The sequence below is a fragment of the Sorangium sp. So ce381 genome, assembly GCF_051473845.1.
Taxonomy (GTDB): Bacteria; Myxococcota_A; Polyangia; order Polyangiales; family Polyangiaceae; genus Sorangium; species Sorangium atrum.
The window spans coordinates 5,805,534-5,826,496 of the sequence record NZ_CP150336.1 but is presented as its reverse complement, the minus strand read 5'-3'; the positions used below and the strand labels follow the sequence as shown (position 1 = coordinate 5,826,496).

Below are 20,963 nucleotides of genomic sequence, written 5' to 3'. Positions count from 1 at the left end.
ATGAGACAGCGAATGATCTCTCGACGGCGGATGCTCCAGGGTGCGCTGGCGGCGACCGCGACGATCCCGCTGCTGAACTCCGAGCTGGCCCGCGGGCAAGAGACCACCGCGCCCAAGCGCTTCGTGGTGTTCTATACGCCGAACGGCACCAGCGAGTCGAAATGGATGCCCACGGGCACCGAGACCAACTACACGCTGAGCCCGCTGCTCCAGCCGCTCTCGCCGTTCAAGGCGAAGATCATGCCGCTGCGCGGGATCAACATGAACGTCGTGGTGAACTCCAACATCGGCTCCGAGCACGCTCGGGGCATCGGGGGCCTGCTGACGGGGCGGGCGCTGCTCAAGGGCAACTTCAAGAGCTTCATGTCCACCAACGCCGGCTGGTCGTCGGGGATCTCGCTCGATCAGCACCTGGCGAAGAAGCTGAATCCCCCGACGCTGTTCAAGTCCCTGGAGCTCGGCGTCCAGGTCCGTGACGCGGAGGTGCGCGGTCGGCTCTCCTACGCCGGGCCGGACCAGCCCGTCCCCCCCCGCGAGGACCCCTACGACACGTTCCAGCAGCTCTTCGGGGCCTCGGTGCCTGGCCAGGGCCAGGACCCGGGCGGCTCCACCGCGCTGGATCGGCTCCGCGCGCAGCGGCGGACCGTGTTCGATATCCTCCGCGAGGACATCGCGGACGTGCGGCCTCGCATCGGCAAGGAAGATCGCCTCAAGCTCGACGCGCACATGCAGTCGATCCAGGACATCGAGGCGCGCCTGGGCGGTGGCGGCTCTTCGAACGGCGGTGGCACCCCGGCCACGGGCAGCTGCCAGGCCCCGGCGCTGGGCGACCGCATCGACCTCTCGAAGGACGACAACATGCCCGTCATCGGCAAGCTCCAGATGGATATGATGGCCGCGGCGCTCGCGTGCGACCTCACCCGGATCGCCACGATCCAGTGGTCGTACGCCGAGAGCGAGCACCTCTACCCGTTCCTCGGTCTCACCGAGAATCACCATGCCATCTCCCACCAGTGGCCGACGAACGCGAAGTACGAGAAGATCCACACGTGGTTCGCGGAGCAGCTTGCCTACCTGCTCGGGAAGCTCGACTCGTACGCGGAAGGGGATCGCACGCTCCTCGACAATACCGTCGTCCTGTGGGTCACCGAGATCGGCGAGTCGATGCAGCACGCGCTCACGAACATCCCGTTCTTGCTCGCCGGCAGCGGGGGCGGGGTCTTCCGCACGGGCCGCTTCGTTGACTATCTGGCGAACGGCGGCTCTGCCCGCCAGCACAACGATCTGCTCGTCACGATAGCGAACGCGATGGGGACCGACGACAAGACCTTCGGCGACCCGAATTACAGCACCGGCGCGCTTCCCAGCCTGACGTAGCCAGCTCGCCGAGGCACACTCGGGCTCCTTCAAGGCCCTGGGAGCCCACAGGCGTTAACGAGGCTCGTTCGGTCACGCTCAGGGCACGAAGCCCGCCGCCTTCCGCCCCACCACCGGTCACCAACGTAAACGTTTACGTGAACGTTCACGTAAACGTTTACGTGAACGTTTACGTGGTCGTGGTCGTGGTCGTTCACGGCCTACCGTTGACGACCACGACCACGACCACGACCACGACCACGACCACGACCACGACCACGACCACGACCATGCAAACGTTCGGATGTAGGAGAACGCGGCGCGAAGCTTGGTTAACGCCTGTGCCCCAGGGAGACCCGGGTCGCGCAGAACGCGCGGCCTGCGTCTAGGTCTTGCATTTTTGCTGCGATGGGTTGCGTTCCTGGGCGTTGTCTTGCGTGTTTGCAAGACTCATCCTGGCGCCCATGAACAACGCATCGCTCGTCTCCAGCCCGTCGTCTCGCCTCCACGTCGTGCTCGGCGCCGGCCAGATCGGCCCGCGGGTCGCGGATCTCTTGCTGGCGCAGGGCCATCGTGTGCGCCTGGTGCAGCGCACCCGCCGCGCTCCGGAGCGGCCGGGGCTCACGTCGGTGTGCGGCGACATCACCGACCTCGCCTTCGCCGAGGAGGCCACGCGCGGCGCGAGCGTGGTCTACGATTGCATGAACCCGCCCTACCACCTCTGGGCCACGCAGCTCCTGCCCATCGCGCGCGGCGCGGTGCATGGCGCGACCAGGGCGGGCGCGAAGCTCGTGGCCCTCGACTGCCTGTACATGTACGGCGTGCCCGACGGGGCCATGCGAGAGGACTCGCCGCGCCGCCCTTGCAGCAGGAAAGGCGCGCTGCGCGTCGAGCTCGAGGAGACGCGCCTCGCGGCCCAGCGCCGCGGCGACGTGCGCGTGGCCATCGGGCGCGCCAGCGACTTCTTCGGCGCCAACGTGCCGCTGTCGGCCTGGGGCGATCGCTTCTACGCGCGCGCGCTCGCAGGAAAAGCCGTGGAGTGCATGGGTGATCCCGAGATGCCTCACTCGTATACCTACGTGGAGGACGTGGCGCGGGGCCTCGTGACGCTGGGTGAGCGGGAAGAGGCCATGGGCCATGTCTGGCACCTGCCGACGGCGCCGGCCGAGAGCACGCGGGCGCTCGCGCAGCGCCTCGGGCGCGCTCTCGGCGTCGAGGTCGAGGTGGCCCGACTCCCGCGCATCCTGCTGCGCGCGGTGGGCCTGTTCTCGCCCTTCATGCGGGAGGTGGCCGAGATGGCGTACCAGTGGGACGTGCCCTATGTCATCGACGACGCGCGCTTTCGCGAGACCTTCGGCTGGTCGGCGACCCCCGTCGAGCGGCAGGTCGCCGACATCGCCGCCTGGGCCCGCGACAGGTACAAGATCGCCGCCCCCGCACGGAGCGGCGGCGATCCCCGCCGCGCGGGCCTGATCGGGCCACGAGCGCGCGGCCGAGATCTCGCCGGCGCGCAGACTGGCAGATCGCACGGGAGCGGATCAAATTACCCAGGCCGCTGCGCGCGAGAAGGACTTGACTCGTCCGGTTGATGGCCCGGAGATCTCGCCCTTTCTGGAGGGCGTCATGCGTCTCGGTTCCTTGTCTCCGGTGATGGGCCTGCTGGTCGTGGGGCTCGGCGTCGCGTCTTGCGCTTCCGGCTCGGAAGAGCTCCCTGGGGGCTCATCGGAGGGCGGCGGCGCGGCTCCGGGGGTCGGCGTTTCTGTCGGCTCGGTGTCCGGCGGCGGCGGGGCGCCGGGCGCGTCTGTCGGCTCGGCGTCCAGCGGCGGCGGGGCGCCCGGCACCTCCAGCGCTTCGGGTGGCGGGGCGCCCGGCACCTCGGGCGCCTCCGTCGGCTCGTCGTCCGGCGGCGGCGGGGCGCCTGGCGAGGGTGGGGGACCGGAGCTCCCGCCGGCGGTCGGCCCCCTGGTGAACGGCATCCAGTGGGCCGACACCTCGGGCAAACCCATCCAGGCGCACGGGGGAGGGGTGATCCGGGTGGGCGACTATTACTACTGGTTCGGGGAGAACCGGAACCCGGACGGGACGTTCTATGCCGTCTCCTGCTATCGCTCGACCGATCTGCGGCGCTGGGAGTTCAGGAACCATGTCTTGACGATGGACTCGGACAAGGACCTCGATCCGGCCAACATCGAGCGCCCGAAGGTCGTCTACAACGCGTCCACGGACAAGTTCGTGATGTGGATGCACTGGGAGAACGGGGTGAACTACGGCGAGGCCCGCGCCGCGGTCGCGAGCTCGAGCACCGTGGACGGCGACTATACGTATCACGGCAGCTTCCGGCCGCTCGCCGGAAGCGGGGTGACCGATCACGGCAAGCCAGGGTACATGTCCCGCGACTGCGGGCTCTTCGTCGATGACGACAGCAAGGCGTATTTCATCTCCGCCACGAACGAGAACTACGATCTCAACCTCTACGAGCTGACCCCCGACTACCTGTCCGTCGCCCGCCTCTTCGCAACGCTCTTCCCCGGCGGGCACCGGGAGGCTCCGGCGCTGTTCAAGCGGAACGGCACCTATTTCCTGCTGACCTCCGGCGCCACGGGCTGGTCGCCCAACCAGGGGAAATACGCGACCTCCCGCTCCCTCGACAGGGGCTGGTCGGCGATGACCAACGTCGGCGACGGCACGACTTACCATTCCCAGTCGACTTACGTGCTCCCGGTCCAGGGCAGCTCCGGGACGGCCTACCTGTACATGGGAGACCGGTGGGCAGGGGCCTGGAGCGGGCCGGTCAACAACTCGACGTATGTCTGGCAGCCGATCTCCTTCCCGTCGGACACCACCATGAGCATGCGCTGGAACAACACGCTGGCCATCGACACGTCGGCCGGCACCGTCGCCGGGGCGACGAACAATTTCAAGCTCGTCAACAGGAAGAGCGGCAAGGTGATGGATGTCGTCGGCGCGTCCGGCGAGGACGGGGCGGACATCGTCCAGAGCGCGGACAGGGGAGGAGACAGCCAGAAGTGGAGCTTCAACTACAATGGATCGGGCTACTTCCGGCTGACCAACGTCAAGAGCGGCAAGGTGCTGGATGTGCCTGACGAGTCGACGAGCGACGGGGTCGCGCTGGTGCAGTGGGAGAACCATGACGGCGACAACCAGGCATGGCTGTTCATCGATCTGGGCGGCGGTGATTTCCAGATCAGGAACAAGAAGAGCGGCAAGCTGATCGGGGTCTACCAGGGCTCCACCGCCGACGCCGCCGCGATCGAGCAGCGGGCGGGCGGCAGCGGCGAGGAGCAGCGATGGCAGATTGTGGTTGCCGAGTGATGGGTGGATGAACGGCGGCGCGGCTTCCTGCCGGGGCCGCGACGAGGCCGGCGCCGACGAGCGCGGCGGCCCGGCCCGATCGAGGTCGATCGGGCCGGGGGGAGGCTCGCGGCGCCGCTACGACCGCAGGCGCCGACGCCGGGCGAGCACGAGGCCCGCGGCCGCCGCCGCGAGCGCGGCGGCGCTGCCCGCAGAGCCGGCCGATCCAGAGGCGCTGCACCCGGCCGCGGCCGGTGCGAAGCCGCCGTCCGTGTCCGCGTCGGCCGACGCCGGCAGCGCGTCCGGCTCGTGCAGATCCCGAGCCCACATCGGCTCATCGAGCACCTCGTCCACGGCGAACGAGGTGGACAGCACCTCGCGCTCGCCGCCCAGGCCCTCTGCCGGCGCGAACGCCGCGCTCCCCGGCGCGGCGAGCTGCGCGACGGCGCCCTGCGCGCTCGAGACCTGGAAGATCGTGTTGCCGATGGTCACATACCAGCTCCCGTCGAGCCAGCGACCGTGTCCGAGCGCCGAGCCGATGCTCTCGGGCGCGCCCCCCGCCCGGCCGAGGTAGCGCTTGCCGCCGTTCAGGAAGAGGACCTCGCCGGTGTCGCTGATGCCGTCGTGGCCGACCCGGAGCTTCACCTGATCGAACTGGCTCGACGCCGTGAAGTCGCTGATCTGATGCTGCTCGCCGTCGGGGGTCCGCAGCCAGACCTGGTTGACGGCGCCGTCGCTCTTCAGGAAGGCGGCGTGGCCTGCGTGAACCAGCAGCCCGGCCGATGTGCCGGTGATCGAGTCGCCAAGGAACACCTCCTCGCCATCCGCCGTGTACAGGTAGCTCGAGCTCGTCATGCCGTCCCACCAGCGGCCGGCGACGTTCGTCCCGTCGGTGATCGGCCGCTGCAGGTTGCCCTCATGATCGCCGAGGCGCAGCCTGCTCGGCCCGACGATGGAGGCATCCTCGTAGGTGCCGAAATAGATGCCGCCGGAAGGCGTGATGTCGGCCTGGAACGGCGACCTGCTCCCGTCGATGTGCCAGAGGGTCCTGTTCGTCCCCGCCGACAGCGAGGTAGCGACGGCCCAGTCGTCGCTGTTCGTCGTCCACACGATGGTGTCGCCGTTCACCGCGTCGAGGCGCGCCGCGCTCGTGATGTTGCGCCGGGCGCCGTTGACCCAGGCGAGGATGTGGCCCGTCGTCGACTGGTGCACGGACCCGGACGGCGTGAGCGCCCCGTAGACCTCGCTGATCGGCAGATCTCCTTGCGGGATGGTCGCGACCCACGTCACCTGCTGCGTGGCGCGCTCGAAGATCCCGAGGCGCTGGTACTGATCGCGGAAGAGGATCCGCGCGGCGTCGAAATCGAGGATGGTGCCGGGCGCGCGCTGGACGGCGGTGAGCCTCGGGCTCCGCTCGACGTAGATGGGGCCGATGGTCTTCGTGATGGTGGGGCCCACGCCGTCGCTGGCCTCGATGGTGAGCGTGTACGCTCTGCCCGACGGGATCTGGTAGCCATACCAGGCCTGCTCTTCCTTGAGGTAGAGGTGCCCCGGCACGGGCTGCGGGTTGTGCGCCGAAAGGGTGACCTGTCCTTCGGCGCTGTGGAACGTCGCCCGGAGGCTCTGGCACGTGTACGGCGGCGTCGGGACGCACTTCGCGGCGAAGCGCCAGCCCTCTGTGAGGGTGTCGTGCGCGAGCGCGTTCCATCCGACCGTCGGCGGCGCGTACCGGTGCACGGTGCCCTGCGCGCTCGCCACCTCGCCAAACGTGTTGTACGCGTGGACCGTCACGACGTGAGGCCCGTAGGCGAGCTCGCCCGCGAGCTCGCCGAGGTCGAACGCTCCCTGGAAATGCCCCCCTTCCGTCGGCGTGAGCTCGATGGTGAGTCCTTCGAGCTCCGCCTCGACATAGTAGATGTCCTCGGGGGACGACGCCGTCGCGTGCACCGGGATCGTGCTGCCCTCGATGATCGCGTTGGTCGGCTCGATGAGCCCGACGGTGACGGCGGCATCTGCGGCCTGGGCAGAGAGGGATAGGGCAAAAGCAACGGTTATGCCAATGTGCTGGCGATAAGCTCTCATGGATCCTCCGTATTTTTAACGCTTCGGTGCATCCGCGGCACCGAACATTCACTCACCGGGTAGCCGCCCTGCGAGCGGGCGTGAAGCGGAGCGACGCGCTGGCTGCTCGGGATAACAGCGCGATGAGCGCGCTGCTCGTCGGCTTCTTGCTTTACCGCGTTGGACTGAAAGGTGTCAGGAACGCGCCGCTCCTGCTGTGTCCGCCAGCGCGAGCCCGCGCGTGCCGGTCTACGGCCGACCGAACGCGCGGAGCCGGAGGGAGTTGCCGAGCACCGACACGCTCGACAGCGACATCGCCGCGCTGGCGAGGACCGGCGACAGGAGCCATCCGGTCAGGGGGTACAGCAGCCCCGCGGCGATCGGGATGCCGATCACGTTGTAGATGAACGCCCAGAACAGGTTCTGCCGGATCGTCCTCAGGGTGGCGCGGGCGAGCCCGAGCGCCACCGGCAGGCTCGCGATCCCGCCGCGGATCAGCGCCACGTCCGCTGACGCCACCGCGATGTCCGTGCCGCTGCCCAGGGCGATCCCCACGTCCGCGCCGGCGAGCGCGGGCGCGTCGTTGATTCCGTCGCCGACCATGGCCACCCTGCGTCCGGCGGCCCGCTGCTCGCGGACGATCCTCGCCTTGTCCTCGGGTCGCACCTCCGCGAACACGGCCCGGATGCCGAGCTCATCGGCGACAGCGCGCGCGGCGCCCGCCCGATCGCCGGTCACCATCGCCACCTCGACGCCGAGCTCAGCCATGGCCACGACGGCGCGGCGCGCCTCCTCCGTGGGCCGGTCGGCGACCGCGACGAGCCCCGCGAGCCGCCCGTCGACGGCCACGAACGACGGCGTGCGGCCCAGCCCGGCCAGGCGATCTGCCTCGGCCTCCAGCGCGGCCGTGTCGATGCCCGCCCGCTGCAGCCACGCCGCGGTCCCGACGCGCACGGGGCGCCCCGAGACACGCGCCTCGATGCCGTGGCCGATCTCCGCGCGGAACGCCGAGGCGGGCGCCACGCCGATCCCGCGGCCGCGGGCGCCGTCGACGATCGCCCGCGCCACCGGGTGCTCGCTCTCGCGCTCGGCGCCCGCCACGAGGCCGAGGAGCGCCGCCTCGCCGTGGCCCGCGAGGTCCACGACGTCCGTGAGCTCGGGCCGGCCCGACGTCAGGGTCCCGGTCTTGTCGAGCAGCACCGTGTCGACGCGGCTCGCCGCCTCGAGCGCCGCGCCGCCCTTGACGAGGACGCCGAGCTCCGCGCCGCGCCCTGTCCCGACGGCCACGGCGGCCGGCGTGGCCAGCCCGAGCGCGCACGGGCACGCGATCACGAGCACGGCGACGAACCGCTCGACCGCCGTGGCGAGCCCCGCGGCGGTGGGGTCGATCGCGAGCCACGCGGCGAAGGCGATCGACGCGACGCCGAGCACGACGGGCACGAAGACGCCGCTCACCACGTCGGCGAGGCGCGCGATCGGCGCGCGCGACCCCTGCGCCTGCTCGACGGCCTCGACGATGCGCGCGAGCGCGGTGTCCGCGCCGGTCTTCGTGACGCGGAAGGTGAGGGCGCCGCTCTGGTTGAGCGTCCCGCCGAGCACGGCCGAGCCCGCCGTCTTGTCGACGGGCATGCTCTCGCCGGTGAGCAGCGCCTCGTCGACCGCGGACGCGCCGTCGACCACCTCGCCGTCGGTCGCGATGCGCTCGCCGGGCCGCACCCGCACGAGGTCGCCCGGTCCGAGCGAGGAGGCGGGCACCTCGTCCTCGGCGTCGCCGCGGACGCGCCGGGCGGTCTTCGGCTGGAGCGCCACGAGCCCGCGCACCGCGTCGGCGAGCCGCTTCCGCGCGCGCGTCTCGAGGAGCTTCCCGAGCAGCACGAAGGTGACGATCGCGGCCGCGGCCTCGAAGTAGACGGGCGGCGCGTGGCCGTGCTCGGCGTGCGGGAAGAGGCCGGGGGCCGCGACCGCGGCGGTCGAGTAGAGCCAGGCGGCGCCGGTCCCGAGGCTCACGAGGGTGTTCATGTCCGCGGCGCGGTGCCGGAGCGCGCTCCAGGCCAGGCGAAAGAACCGGCGCCCCGGCCCGAAGACCACGATCGTCGCGAGCGCGAGCGAGAGCCAGCGCGCGGGGGCGCCGTCGAGCGCCGGGATCGCGCCGTGGGACATGGCCACGGCGAGCAGCGGCGCGGTGAGCAGCGCGGCGATCGCGACGTCGCGCCGGAGCGTCCGCTGCTCCTTCTCCTCGGCCGCGTCCATGGCGGCGGCGCGCTCGGCCGCGCTCGATTGCTGGCGCGGCGGTGGGGCGTCCGCCGTCGCTGCCAGGCGCTCGGGCGCCGTGGAGGCCGCGCGGACGCCGGCGATCGGCGGGGTTGCGGGGGCGCCGTTGGTCTGCGGGTCTGCGGCAAGGCCGGTGATCGGCGCGGCTTCAGCGACGCTGGCCGCGGGGGGGACCTCGGGCACCTCGTATCCCGCCTCCACGATGGCGCTGGCGAGCGCGGCCGGCGTGGTCGCCTGTGCGTCGTAGGTGATCGTCGCGCGCCGGGTCACGAGGTTGACGGCCGCATCCTGGACGCCGGGCGCGGCGCGCAGCGCCTTCTCGACGCGGCGCACGCACGCCGCGCAGGTCATGCCCTGCACCGGAAGCTCCGTCCGGGCGCCCTGCGCGGCGGGCGCGGCCTTCGCGCTGGTCGGCTGCACGGGCTGGGGAATCGTCGCCATGGCTTCTCCTTACACGAGCTCGTGGCTCGTCTCCTGTCGCCTGCGCAGACGCGCCGTCGCTCCGGTGATTACGGTCTACCTCCGCAGGCCCGGGTGGGCTCCAGCGCCGGGCGGTTCGGAGCGGCGCCAGCGCCCCGCCGAGCGGACGCGCGCCGCGGTAGGTGGTACGACCGCGGGCGCGCCATGGAGCAGATCCTTCCGACCCTCGGGGTGAGCGTGGTCGTGTTCGTGTCCACGAACATCGATGACATCCTCCTTCTCTCGGCCTTCTTCGCGGATCCAGGCTTTACCCCCGCTCAGGTGGTGGCCGGCCAGTTCTTGGGCAATGCGGCGCTCGTGATCGCGAGCGTCGCGTGTGCGCTGCTCGCGGTCCGCGTGCCGGACGGATGGATCGGCCTGCTCGGCCTGGCTCCCCTCGCGCTCGGCCTGCGCGGCCTCTGGGCGCTCCGGCGGGGCTCCAGGGCGAGGGAAGCAGGCGTGGCGGACGGAGCGGACGAAGCAGACGCAGCAGACAGCGCGCGCGAGCCCCATGGCAGCGCGTCGCGCTTCAAGGTGATCGCCGTGGCGAGCGTGACCCTCGCGAACGGCGGGGACAACCTCGGCGTTTATATCCCGCTGTTCTCCAGCTCCCCAGCGCACATCCCGCTTCATGCTGCCGTGTTCGCGGTCATGACCGGCGCCTGGTGCGCGCTCGGACACCGCCTTGTCAACCACCCGATCCTGGGCACGCGCATCCGGCGTTCCGGCCGTGCGGCGCTGCCGTTCGTCTTGATCGGCCTCGGGCTCTGGATCCTGTCCGACGCCCTCGTGCTTGTCCGTGCGGGATAGCGCCCGGGGGCGCCGTGAGCTCACCTTGGTGAGAGGCGCCAGTTCCACCGACGCGGAGTCCGGCCACGGATCCGGAGAGAGATTTGAACGCAAAGTCACAAAGGCGCAAAGGCGCAAAAAACAACGTTTGTGCAGGTTTGCGCCTTTGCGATCTTGGCGCCTTTGCGTTGAAATCTCTCGTCGCTCGCGAGACAGAACCCTGAGAGGACTGCTCCGCGGGGTTGAACCGTTGAGATTCGTCGGGACGATGATGACAATCGCAAACGAGCCTTGCACACAGCTCCACGCAGCGATCACCTATCCCGGGCGTGGCGTGCTGGCCGGCTCATGGGCCCGCGGCGGCGCGCGCGAGCCGCGTCACCAGCGGCCATGCACCACGACGCCGCCGCCGGCCTGGTCCGCCGTCAGCTCCCAGCTCACCTCGGGCGCCGGCTGGCGGCGCGGGGATGGCTCCAGCAGGAAGACCAGCGCCGACGCGCCGGCGAGCGCCACACCGGCGCCGAAGCCGACCGTGCTCACCAACCCAAGCTGCTTCGCGCGGTTGCCAGCCTCGAGCCCGTCGGGTTGGCATCGCGCCCGGTCGGGGCTCACGTCCCTGCAGTTGTCGGCCGCGACGCGGCTCGCGTCGAGCGCCATCCACCCGGTCACCGATCCGACGATCAGCCCGGCCACACCGAGCCCGCCCGCCACATAGGTGACCACCCGCAGGCCGCTGGGCCCCTGATCCGGCGCCGGTGCCGGCGCTGGCGCCGGCGGTTTGGCCGGCGGCGGCTTGGTGGGCGGCGGCTTGGCGGCCGCCGGGGGCTTCACCTCGAGCACGATCGCCTTCGACTCCGACCGGTCGATCGTGAATCGCGTCTCGGTCGCGGGCCACCCCGGCGCCTGCGTCGTCACGACGTGCTCTCCGGGATCGACGGGGAGCGCGACGCCGAGCGAGGGTTGCTCCAGCGTCATGCCGTCGCACTGCACGCGCGTCCCCGCCGGCGCGCCCGGCGGCAGCGACAGCGTGAGCTGCGGCACGAGCGGCGCGAGCGCGCTGCGCTGCCCGAGCGCGATCTTCTGTCGCGCCGATTGCTTGACCCGCTCGGCCTCACTCATGCGATCGACCATCGCGAGATAGTCGTTGTAGCGCGCGACCGCGGTCGCGATACGCCCCCATTTGGCCTCGCACTCGGCGAGCGTGAATAGCCGCCCTGGGCGAGGATCGAGACGCTGGCTTTCGGCGAGGGCAGGGCAGCCGGTCTCGTACCGGCCTGCCAGCATGTCGGCGCGCCCGCGGTCGAAGTGCGATTCCGCGACGGCGAGCGCCTGCGCGCTGGCCGGCGCCGCGACGGCGACGCCCAGCACGCCAAGGCAGATGGACCGGAACCAAGAGAAGCGCATGAGTGAGCCGCCAAATACCATCGTTCCCGCTCGCTCCTGGCAAAGAAGTGTCCGCCCTGCCATCGTGCTCAGTCCGGCTTGTACAGCACCTCAGGGCTCGGCTCTGCGGCCGACGGGGCTGGCGCGAGCCTGCGCCGTGAGCCGCCGAGCGCCGGCGGCGGCGACGCGCTCGCCGCCCCCGTCGCGGGGGCGAGCGCGCGGCTGCCCTTGCCCAGCGGCACGGAGGCCGCGGGGGCGGGCGTCGCGACGTCCGGCGCTGTGGCTGTCGCCGAGGACTCGGGGAGAGGCGGCGTCGGATGGACTTCAGGGGGCGCGGAGGCGGGCGAGCGCGCGTCCCCCGCGGTCTGCGCGAGCTCCGCGCTCCGGCCGGCAGGGAGCGCGCCGCGGCTCAGCGAGGCGAAGGCGCCAACGCCGCCGCCGAGGAGGACGAGCACCGCGACGGTGATCGCGGCTCGGCTCCGTTGCTTCGTGGGGGGCAGCGCGGTCATCACGGCCTCGGTCGGGAACTGGACGTCGCTCGGCGGCGACAATGAGCGGGAGCTCAGGGGGCCATGTCCGCTCGGCGTCTCCGCGGAGAGCAGGCGCGATGATCGCACCGGCGCGGCGGGCAGGTCGAAGACCTCGGCGAGCGCCTCGACTGCGGCCGAAGCGGTGGCGAAGCGCGCCTCGGGGGCGCGGGCGGTCACCTTGGTGAACCACGCGTCGAAGGCCGGAGGCAGCTTCACCCCCTCGGCGTCCGCGCGCGCGGACGCGGACTCCTGCGGGCCGTGCACGGCGAGCGCCGCGAAAGCGAGCGCATTGTCGTACTTCCGCCTGTCGTTCAGCCAGTACGCCTTGCCGACGAGGAGCGTGTACGCGATCATGCCGAGGGCGAAGATGTCCGCAGCCCGCGAGACCGACTCGCCGCTGAATTGCTCGGGCGCCATGTAGAGCGGCGTGCCGAGGACCGCGGTCGCCGCCGAGTCCGTCGCCGTTTCGACGACGAGCTTGGCAATGCCGAAGTCGAGCACCTTGATCCGGGGCGCCCCGTCGTCGGTCTCGGCCAGGAAGAGGTTGGCGGGCTTGAGGTCGCGGTGGACGACCCCGGCGGCGTGTGTCTTGTCGAGGGCGATGGCGGTTTGGCGAAGGAAGGCGACGGCCTCTTCCGGCGGCAGACGCCCGGCGTGGCGGAGGCGCGCGTCGAGCAGCGTGCCGCGGAGCAGCTCCATCACGAGGAACGGCTTGCCGGTCTCAGCATCGATCCCGGCGTCGAACACCTCCACGATGTGGTCGCTCTGGATGCGCGCGGCGACGCGCGCCTCCAGCTTGAACCGGGCCTGGAAATCGGGGTTGTCGGCGAGGTGCGAGTGCATCACTTTGAGCGCCCGCCGGCGCTCCGTCTCGATGTGCAGAACCTCGTAGACCGCGCCCATCGCGCCGCTGGCGATTCCGCGCACCACGCGGTACCTGCCAGCAAACAGCATCCCGTCGTCCAGACTCAGCGACATGGGTTCCACCAGCAGGCGAACTTATACACCAGCGTACGCGACGCCTGCACTCGGGAACTGACGGATCGAAGCGCCTTTTACAGTGTTCCAGTAAAAATCTGGGACGCGCCCCGTCGGTCTGCGCCATCGCGCAGCGGAATGGCCGGTGGTCGCTCGCTGACTGAACGGTGACAACCGTGTGACTTGATGGGGGCATCATTCCATTTCGGCGGCCAACCTCATATCCTCCGCGACCAAAACCTCGCGAAATTCCCCATGAAAATGAAGACGATGCTGGCTTTCGTTCGGTGCGCCGGCGGATGTGCCATGGCGCTGCTCGGGCTCGGATGTGCGCAGATCTTCGGCTTCGACAAGATCTACGAGCCCGAGGACCAGAGCTCCGGAGGCGGCGGCGCAGCGGGCTCAGCGGCCGGGAGCGGCGGCGGCGCGGGGAATCCATGCGAGATCCTCGCGGTGCTGCCCGGGGAGACCCTCGACCTGTCGATGATCGACGACATGGAAGACGGAGACACCCGGATCTCCGAGGGGAACGGGGCGAACCCTTGGGCAGGGTTCTGGTTCGAGGACAACGACGAGTCCCCGGAAGGAAGGCAGGATCCTGCGGACCCGGCGGACCTCGTGAGCACCCTTGACCCTCCGCGCGGCGCCAGCACCAAGGCCGTGCACACGAGCGCCGATGACGGCTTCATCCTCTGGGGAGCCGGCGTCGGCTTCCATCTGGACGACGAGGCCTACTACGACGCATCCGGGTACCGCGGCCTCACGTTCTGGGCCCGCGCCGAGGAGGGCTCCACCAGGAAAATGAAAGTGCTTTTCATCGATCAGCAGACCTATCACATGGGGGGCATCTGCAACGACGCAGAGGGGGAGTGCAACAATCACTTCCACAAGCCGGTCATGCTGGAGAGCGAATGGAAGCACTTCAAGATTCCGGTGGAGTGCCTCAAGCAGGAGCCCTACGGTAAGCAGTTGCTCGCGCCCGCCCTGGAGCGGCTCTGGGCCATCGAGTTCTTCTTCGACAAGGAGCTGGCGTTCGAACTCTGGATCGACGATGTCGCCTTCTACCGATAGGCGCAGATCTCCTTCAATCAAGGGGAGCGCGCGCTGTCCGCGATCGGCGGGCGGATTCGCCGCGCGCTCCACGCGATCCCGCTTCAGTCCGTGACGAGAGGTCCCACGCCGTTGGCGAACTGCCACCCCTTGCTCTCGTCGATGTGGATCTCCCAGTCGAACACGCCGCGGAGCGCCGGGTGGTTGCTCTCGACTTGATTCCACGTGGGGATCGCCTCGTCGATCGACATGTAGTATTGCCGGTCCGAGAGCCCGAACCCCACGACGACGTGCGTCGGACCGAGCAGCGAGACCCACTCGTTCACGCTGTTCACGATGTAAGACTGCTCGGCGAGATCGGGGCCATCGTAGTACTGCGGGGCCGCGTAGTCCAAGGCGCCGGCGTCCACCATCTGCTGGCAAAACGTCTTGTCGCGGCTGTTCCAAGGGGCCGGAGGCGCGGTGATGATGAAGCCGGGGATGCGCCGCTTCAGCTCCTGGCTGATCCAGATCATCTCGGAGGTGTCGGGGGCCTGATCGGCCTCGAAGGTGTTCCAGTCGAGGCCGTCGAACCCACCCAGGCTGTCGTAGATCCCGATCACGCTATCGACGAACGTCTGCGACTTCGCGCGCGTCGGGAAGCTCATACCATTGTGGGCGCCGCCGACGGAGAGGATGATCCTGCGATCCTGGATCGTCCGTGCGTACTCGATGTCGGCGTTCAGGTTCGTCGCTGCTCCCTTGCCATCACCCGGCGCCTCCCAGTAGACGGCGCCCGTGGTGCCGGGCGATCCTCCGAAGGGCTTCGCGGCAAAGAGATAGATCACGTTGTAATTGCTGTTGATGTCCCGGATGCGGACGGGCGCTTCCGTCCAGTTGGGGTAGTAGCCAGCGACGACCTTTTCGGGGAGCCCAAAGCCCGCGCGGGGTCTGTCGCCGTCGCCGGGGCTGTCGCTGCAGCCGGAGTACGGCTCCCAGAAGTACGTGCTGACGGTCGGGATGTAGCCGGGATTGTCGTACTTGGCGATGTAGGCCGACCCCTCGTAATTCACGATGTCCCCCGCGGCATACGGCTGACCCTCTTGCCATTGCGGATAGCTGCACGAGCCCTCGGTGGGCTCGGGGCTAGAGCCCTCGGTGGGCTCGGGGCTGGAGCCCTCGGTGGGCTCGGGGCTGGAGCCCTCGGTGGGCTCGGGGCTGGAGCCCTCGGTGGGCTCGGGGCTGTCGCTGCAGCCGGAGTACGGCTCCCAGAAGTACGTGCTGACGGTCGGGATGTAGCCGGGATTGTCGTACTTGGCGATGTAGGCCGACCCCTCGTAATTCACGATGTCCCCCGCGGCATACGGCTGACCCTCCTGCCACTCCGGAAAGTCTGCGCACGCGGCGGACTCGTTCTGATCCACCTCGAGCTCCTCCGGCGGACTGGAAGCAAGGCATCCGAGCCCGCTCGCGGTGAAGGCGACGAGGAGAAGTGAAAGCTTGGGAGCAATCTTAGAAAGATGGAGAGACATGGTGGCCTTTCTTCGACGAGAGATGAACGATCGCCGATGGTGGTCTCGCCGAACGCAGCATTGCCATGCTGCGATCCGGCGCCGCTGGGCCGTGACTCGCCGCTGGGCTCGCCCTCGATCACCACCCGTTGATGGGGACATCGTGGTACCGAGCGCGGCCGGGTCGTCGTGGCCCGATGCAACTGCGCTGCTGCTTCAGGGAAGAGCAAGCGATGTACCAGTCGTGATCATGGCCCCGACGATGGGCGCGCGGCGTCGGGGCAGCCCGTCGCTGAGCTCTTCCTGGAGCCGACGCGTGGCGATCGAGTCCGGCAAGCGGGGGGCGCGCGTGGGCGATCGGGGAGATCGCACCGCGATCGCCTCGATCGCGAGCGTGGGAACTCCTGGATCGCCCCCGGCGATCCGGCGCTCTCGGGCCGCCTGGAGCTAACCCGCGGCCTGTCGCGCGCCTGTCGTCCCGCGCGCCGGCGCCGCGGGCGTCAGGTGGAGCGCCGTGCGCGCAGGATCTGGAAGTACCGCCGCGCGATGCCCGACGCGGCCGCCGCGTTGCTGACGTTGCCCCCGTGCTGCGCGAGGACGCGCTGCACGTAGCGCCGCTCGAAGTGATCGACGATCCGCTCCCGCGCGCGCGGCAGGGGCAGGTTCAGCGCGAGGATCTCCTCGATGATGTCGCCGGATGTCCCGGGCTCCGCGCCGCCGCGCGTGGAGGGCGGAGCCGGCGCGCCCGGGGAGGCCAGCCCGGCCCGGGTTGTCTCGATCGGCGCGGCCTCGCCGAGCGCCACCCGGCGCGCCACGGCGTTGTAGAGCTCGCGCACGTTGCCCGGCCAGGCGTAGTCCTCGAGCCGCTCGCCGAACCCCGGGGGGAAGGGCGCGCCGCGGCCCGCGAGCTGCCGCCAGAAGTGGTGCGCGAGCACCGTGACGTCCCCCCGCCGCTCGCGCAGCGGCGGCAGCTCGATCCGCGCCACCGCGAGCCGGAAGAACAGATCGTCCCGGAACCGCCCTGCCTGGATCTCGCGCTCCAGATCGCGCCGCGTCGCCGCGAGCACCCGGATGTCGACGCGGATCCACCTGTTCGAGCCGACGCGCTGCACCTCCGAGCGCTGGATCGCGCGGAGCAGCTTCGCCTGCAGCCCGAGATCGAGATCGCCGATCTCGTCGAGCAGCAGCGTGCCGCCGTGCGCCTCCTCGAAGACGCCGCGGCGGGCCTCGTTCGCGCCGGTGAAGGCGCCGCGCTCGTGCCCGAAGAGCGCCGACTCGACGAGCGTCGGCGGCACCGCGGTGCAGTCGAAGACCACGAACGGCCCGGCCGCCCGCGGCCCCTGCTCGTGGAGCGCCTCCGCGAGCACCTCTTTGCCGGTCCCCGTCTCGCCCTCGATGACGACGGGGACGCTCGAGGCCGCGATGCGCTCGCACAGCGGATAGAGCCGCCGCATCTCCTCGCTGGCGCCGAGGAGCCTGCCGAACTGCACGGCGGGCGACAGCTCGGCCGCCTGCGTGACGCCGAGGGCCTCGACGCGGAGCACGGTCTCGCCGATCCGGACGAGCTCGCTGCCCTGGAGGTACGCGTCGCCGACGCGGATCCCCTGGACGAAGGTGCCGTTCGTCGATCCGAGGTCGGTGACGCGGAGCCGGGCGCCGGCGAGCTCGAAGGCAGCGTGGCGGCGCGACACGAGCCGATCGGTGAGGGAGATGTCGCAGGCGGGGCTCGTGCCGGCGAGAACGCGCGCGGGCAGCCCCGGCGCCACCGTGAACCGCCGGCCCTCGTCCGGGCCCGCCATGACGGAGAGGGCGAAGCTCTCGGCCGCGGCCGCAGCGGGGCGCACCGGCCCGGGCAGGAGTTCGGTGGAGGCGGCATCGTCGTCGCTCAACGGAGGCATGCTTCCATCTCAGCAGGCCTCCGCGCCGACGTCACGGCCGCGTGACGTTCGTGCCTCGATGGATCAAAGAAGATCCAGAGGGCAGCTATAGTGAAGTTATCCAGCATTTGCTGGCACACGCTGTGCTTGAAGGTGAAGTCGGCCGTCGCGCCCAGACCAGGCGACGGCGGATCGGCCCGTAAGCACCGAGGCTCGGGGCGGTCCTACGCACATCGTCCGATCGTTAGGAATCGTTGCGATCGAGCGCATCGCGATCTTTCGACCATGCGGGCGTGAAAGGAGCACGATTGACAATCATGAACTCGATATATCTACATGCCGTCGAGCAGACGAGACGGACTGGCCGGCGCCGACGTGCGACGTTCCTCGAAAGGATGGCCGTCTCCTTGCGGGCTCGCGCCCTCCGCCTTGCGTGCTTGAGCATCTTCGTCGCGCTCTCGACTTGCGGTCACTCGAGCGACAGCCTCGCCGGAGCAGCCGACTTTACCGTTCAATACAGCAACTATGACGCCGCCGCGCCGAACGACTCCATCGTCGAAGCCGGGATAAAAATTCGCAACAACACCGCTGCCTCGATACCGCTGAGCAGCATCGTCATACGCTACTGGTTCACGAGAGACAGCGCGACGACCGTGACCCCGGCGTGCTGGTGGTGGAGCCCTGGCTGCAGCAGAATTACGCTGACGACCGGGACAGTGTCCTACACGGGCGCCGATCGTTACGTGCAGATCGGCTTCACCAGCGCCGCTGGAAGCCTGGCTGCGGGGGCGACGACCCAGCCGATCGACCTCGGGATCGAGTTCAACACGAACGTCGTTGAGACCGACGATTACTCGTATGGAAGCCAGACAACCTTCTCCAACTTTGGCCGTATCACCGTGCACGACGCCGGCTCCGCGCCCACGGGCGGCCTGCGCAGCGGTACGCCGCCGAGCGGCAGCGTGTCGCCGCCTCCGGCGCCGATCTCCCTGACGGCCACGGCGTCGAGCGCAAGCGCGATCGCCCTGAGCTGGGCGGCGAGCAGCGGTGCGACGAGCTATGACGTCTACCGATCGACCACGTCGGGTTTCACGCCTGGCGCGGGGAACCTCATCGCCAGCGGCGTGACCTCCACCAGCTACAACAGCACCGGCCTGGCTGCGTCGACCGCCTACTATTACAAGGTCACGGCCCTGAACGCGGGCGGCGCGTCTGCCGCCTCCAATCAGGCGAGCGCGACGACCCGGGCCGGCAGCGCGGTCACGGCCGAGTTCTTCGACGATTTCAGCTACAACGGGACCAGCGACGCCAACTTCACGAGCTGGTGGTCGGTGCGGAGCTGGTCGGGGGCGCCAGGCGTGAGCGGCGCGGCCTGGCTGGAATCCAACGTGTCGATGGTCGCTGACCCGCAGAGCTCCACGAACAAGCTGATGCGTCTCAAGGCGAGCACGAGCGGCACCGGAGCGACCACCTCGCAGGCCGAGGTGATCACCAATGCCCAGAAGTTCCGCTTCGGCACCTACGCTGCGAGGGTCAAGTTCAACGACACCCCGCTGTCCGGCACGCGCTTTTACGCCGACAAGCCCGTCGAGACCTTCTTCACCTTAACCGAATGGGCCGCCGGCGACCCGGACTACTCGGAGCAGGATTTCGAGTACATGCCCAACGGCGGTTGGGGCCAGGGCAACACGAGCACGATGTGGCTGACCTCGTGGGAGACGTCGGACGTGAACGTCTCGAACTCGGTCTCCGCGAACTTCAACGGCTTTCACACGCTCGTTGTCCAGGTCACCAGCACGTCCATCAGCTATTACATCGATGGAGTGCATCGCGCGACGCACGGTTCCATGTACGCTCCAGAAGTGGATCAATTCATCTTCTTCAACCTCTGGTACGATGAGCTCGACGCCGCGAAGGGCAGCTCGCGGACATACCACGAGGACGTCGACTGGGTCTACTTCGCCGAGGACGCGATCCTGTCGTCCGCCGAGGTCGACGCGAAGATAGCTGGCTTCCGCTCTTCGTCGATTCCCCGTCGGGACACGGTGCTTTAGAGCGACGGTCACCCGCTTCGGATAGAGACAGACTCTCCTGGTTCACGGCGCCGGGGCGATGATGGGGTTCGCCGCCGCGCAGGTCGCGCTCCTGCGCGGCGCGCGGGTGTTCGCGACCGCCGGTGACACCTACGCCGAACGGCTGCGCACCTCGGGTGGGAATGTTTCCATAGCTCTGGAAACTTCTGCCAGAGCGGCGACCCGACGACGAGCCAACCTTCCAGCGGTTCGCCTCGCTTGATCAACATGTGCATACCCTGGCATGCTCCAACCATGAAGATCCTCGTTCCGTCCCGTTGGTCGCTGGGTACACTCGCCGCTTGCCTGGCTGCCGCGGCGTTCACCGGCTGTTCCGGCTCCGGGGAAGGGAAGGACGAAAGCGGGAGCGGCGGATCGATCGCAGGATCCACCGGCGCGAGCGGAAGCGGGGGTCAGCCGGGCGCCGGGGGCACGGGCGCTGCCTCCGCTAGCGGCGGCGTCACGGGGAGCGGCGGCGCGAGCAGCAGCAGCGGTGGGCCCCCTGGTGCGGGCGGAGCGACGGGTGGAGGTGGCTCCACCGGCGACGGCGGGTCCACCGGCGACGGCGGCGGGTCCACGGGCAGCGGCGCGAACACCTGCCCGCCGGCGACACCCCTGACCGGAGGCAGGGAGTATTGCTCGAACAGCCGAGGCAATGCGGGCAATGGTTACGGTTATGAGCTCTGGGCGGAGGGAGGCGGGAAGGGCTGCATGACCGTGCACGGCGTCGACGCCGCGTTCAGCGCGGAATGGAACAATGTCGAGGATTTCCTGGCGCGCGTCGGGCTCGACTTCAACCAGACCCAGAAGCACACCCAGATCGGCACCGTATCGGCGGAGTTCGCGCATACCAAGACGGAGGAGGACGGCGGCTTGACGTACATCGGCATCTACGGCTGGACCGTCAACCCGCTGCGCGAGTTCTACATCCTCGACGACTGGGGCAGCGAAAAGCCGGCAGGTTTCTCTTCCGACGGGACGCCGCGGGACGAGGTAGGAACGCTCACTGCCGATGGTGAGACCTACGACGTGTGGAAGAAGACCCGCGTGAACAAGCCGGCCATAACGGGCGCGAGCGCGACGTTCGATCAATATTTCAGCATCCGGCGGACGGCTCGCACGTGCGGCACCATCTCCGTCTCCGAACACTTCACCAAGTGGGAAGCGCTCGGCCTTTCCCTGGGGAATCTGCACGAGATCAAGCTGCTGGTCGAGGCCCAGAACAACAGCGGGACAGTCAAGTTCACGACGGCGAAGTTCGTCGTGAAAAAATGAGCAGAGGCGTCCAGGGACCTCGAGCTCGGCATGGCCAGAGCGAGCCTGCGCCTCCCAGAG

General features: G+C 69.5%; 14 protein-coding genes. 7 read left to right on the top strand and 7 right to left on the bottom strand.

The features are described 5' to 3' along the window. The 3 genes from WMF29_RS21925 (at position 1) to WMF29_RS21915 (ending at position 4,689) form a co-directional block, all read left to right on the top strand. On the top strand, positions 1–1,377 hold the full coding sequence (locus tag WMF29_RS21925; protein WP_437330696.1) for a DUF1552 domain-containing protein: 1,377 nt from the start codon (positions 1–3) through the stop codon (positions 1,375–1,377). A gap of 443 nt (positions 1,378–1,820) precedes the next feature. Continuing rightward, complete coding sequence (locus tag WMF29_RS21920; protein ID WP_437330695.1) at positions 1,821–2,945, top strand: NAD-dependent epimerase/dehydratase family protein; 1,125 nt, start codon at positions 1,821–1,823, stop codon at positions 2,943–2,945. Between the two features lie 34 nt (positions 2,946–2,979). Next, positions 2,980–4,689: an RICIN domain-containing protein gene (locus tag WMF29_RS21915; RefSeq protein WP_437330694.1), complete on the top strand. Its 1,710-nt coding sequence runs from the start codon at positions 2,980–2,982 to the stop codon at positions 4,687–4,689. A gap of 117 nt (positions 4,690–4,806) precedes the next feature. Here the strand turns inward: WMF29_RS21915 and WMF29_RS21910 are convergent, their stop codons facing one another. Together WMF29_RS21910 and WMF29_RS21905 are read right to left on the bottom strand one after the other, a co-directional pair. Then, positions 4,807–6,750 (bottom strand): hypothetical protein, encoded by a 1,944-nt coding sequence (locus WMF29_RS21910; protein WP_437330693.1) that lies wholly within the window; start codon positions 6,748–6,750, stop codon positions 4,807–4,809. A 228-nt stretch (positions 6,751–6,978) separates the two neighbouring features. Continuing rightward, positions 6,979–9,441, bottom strand: a complete 2,463-nt coding sequence (locus tag WMF29_RS21905) for a heavy metal translocating P-type ATPase (protein ID WP_437330692.1) — start codon at positions 9,439–9,441, stop codon at positions 6,979–6,981. 183 nt (positions 9,442–9,624) lie between these two features. Here WMF29_RS21905 and WMF29_RS21900 point away from each other — a divergent pair, with 183 nt between their 5' ends. Beyond that, complete coding sequence (locus WMF29_RS21900; protein WP_437330691.1) at positions 9,625–10,269, top strand: cadmium resistance transporter; 645 nt, start codon at positions 9,625–9,627, stop codon at positions 10,267–10,269. Between the two features lie 357 nt (positions 10,270–10,626). On the opposite strand, the gene WMF29_RS21895 is transcribed toward WMF29_RS21900, so the two are convergent. Both WMF29_RS21895 and WMF29_RS21890 read right to left on the bottom strand, forming a co-directional pair. Further along, the gene (locus WMF29_RS21895; RefSeq protein ID WP_437330690.1) at positions 10,627–11,652 is read right to left on the bottom strand and encodes a hypothetical protein; all 1,026 of its coding nucleotides are present in this window, start codon (positions 11,650–11,652) and stop codon (positions 10,627–10,629) included. Between the two features lie 68 nt (positions 11,653–11,720). Beyond that, positions 11,721–13,139, bottom strand: a complete 1,419-nt coding sequence (locus tag WMF29_RS21890) for a protein kinase domain-containing protein (protein ID WP_437330689.1) — start codon at positions 13,137–13,139, stop codon at positions 11,721–11,723. 270 nt (positions 13,140–13,409) lie between these two features. On the opposite strand from WMF29_RS21890, the gene WMF29_RS21885 reads away from it, so the two are divergent. Then, positions 13,410–14,210, top strand: a complete 801-nt coding sequence (locus tag WMF29_RS21885; protein WP_437330688.1) for a hypothetical protein — start codon at positions 13,410–13,412, stop codon at positions 14,208–14,210. Positions 14,211–14,293: 83 nt separating this feature from the next. Here the strand turns inward: WMF29_RS21885 and WMF29_RS21880 are convergent, their stop codons facing one another. Together WMF29_RS21880 and WMF29_RS21875 are read right to left on the bottom strand one after the other, a co-directional pair. After that, positions 14,294–15,592, bottom strand: coding sequence for a glycosyl hydrolase family 18 protein (locus WMF29_RS21880; RefSeq protein WP_437330687.1), 1,299 nt, complete (start codon positions 15,590–15,592; stop codon positions 14,294–14,296). A gap of 587 nt (positions 15,593–16,179) precedes the next feature. Further along, positions 16,180–17,577 carry a sigma 54-interacting transcriptional regulator gene (locus WMF29_RS21875; RefSeq protein ID WP_437330686.1) on the bottom strand — a complete coding sequence of 466 codons (1,398 nt, stop codon included), beginning with the start codon at positions 17,575–17,577 and terminating at the stop codon, positions 16,180–16,182. A gap of 416 nt (positions 17,578–17,993) precedes the next feature. Between WMF29_RS21875 and WMF29_RS21870 the strand changes: the two genes are divergently transcribed. Further along, positions 17,994–19,610, top strand: a complete 1,617-nt coding sequence (locus WMF29_RS21870; protein ID WP_437330685.1) for a cellulose binding domain-containing protein — start codon at positions 17,994–17,996, stop codon at positions 19,608–19,610. Between the two features lie 431 nt (positions 19,611–20,041). Here the strand turns inward: WMF29_RS21870 and WMF29_RS21865 are convergent, their stop codons facing one another. After that, entirely contained in the window at positions 20,042–20,293 is a 252-nt protein-coding gene (locus tag WMF29_RS21865; RefSeq protein WP_437330684.1) for a hypothetical protein, read from the bottom strand. A 46-nt stretch (positions 20,294–20,339) separates the two neighbouring features. On the opposite strand from WMF29_RS21865, the gene WMF29_RS21860 reads away from it, so the two are divergent. Continuing rightward, on the top strand, positions 20,340–20,903 hold the full coding sequence (locus tag WMF29_RS21860) for a glycoside hydrolase family 11 protein (protein WP_437330683.1): 564 nt from the start codon (positions 20,340–20,342) through the stop codon (positions 20,901–20,903). The last annotated feature ends 60 nt before the right edge of the window (positions 20,904–20,963 follow it).

What these genes read in the sequence shown, in the direction of transcription:
- WMF29_RS21885 (WP_437330688.1), top strand. Translation starts at nt 13,410, where the DNA reads ATGCTGGCTTTCGTTCGGTGCGCCGGCGGATGTGCCATGGCGCTGCTC.
- WMF29_RS21905 (WP_437330692.1), bottom strand. Translation starts at nt 9,441, where the DNA reads ATGGCGACGATTCCCCAGCCCGTGCAGCCGACCAGCGCGAAGGCCGCG.
- WMF29_RS21890 (WP_437330689.1), bottom strand. Translation starts at nt 13,139, where the DNA reads ATGTCGCTGAGTCTGGACGACGGGATGCTGTTTGCTGGCAGGTACCGC.
- WMF29_RS21925 (WP_437330696.1), top strand. Translation starts at nt 1, where the DNA reads ATGAGACAGCGAATGATCTCTCGACGGCGGATGCTCCAGGGTGCGCTG.
- WMF29_RS21895 (WP_437330690.1), bottom strand. Translation starts at nt 11,652, where the DNA reads ATGCGCTTCTCTTGGTTCCGGTCCATCTGCCTTGGCGTGCTGGGCGTC.
- WMF29_RS21860 (WP_437330683.1), top strand. Translation starts at nt 20,340, where the DNA reads ATGACCGTGCACGGCGTCGACGCCGCGTTCAGCGCGGAATGGAACAAT.
- WMF29_RS21875 (WP_437330686.1), bottom strand. Translation starts at nt 17,577, where the DNA reads ATGCCTCCGTTGAGCGACGACGATGCCGCCTCCACCGAACTCCTGCCC.
- WMF29_RS21900 (WP_437330691.1), top strand. Translation starts at nt 9,625, where the DNA reads ATGGAGCAGATCCTTCCGACCCTCGGGGTGAGCGTGGTCGTGTTCGTG.
- WMF29_RS21915 (WP_437330694.1), top strand. Translation starts at nt 2,980, where the DNA reads ATGCGTCTCGGTTCCTTGTCTCCGGTGATGGGCCTGCTGGTCGTGGGG.
- WMF29_RS21910 (WP_437330693.1), bottom strand. Translation starts at nt 6,750, where the DNA reads ATGAGAGCTTATCGCCAGCACATTGGCATAACCGTTGCTTTTGCCCTA.
- WMF29_RS21920 (WP_437330695.1), top strand. Translation starts at nt 1,821, where the DNA reads ATGAACAACGCATCGCTCGTCTCCAGCCCGTCGTCTCGCCTCCACGTC.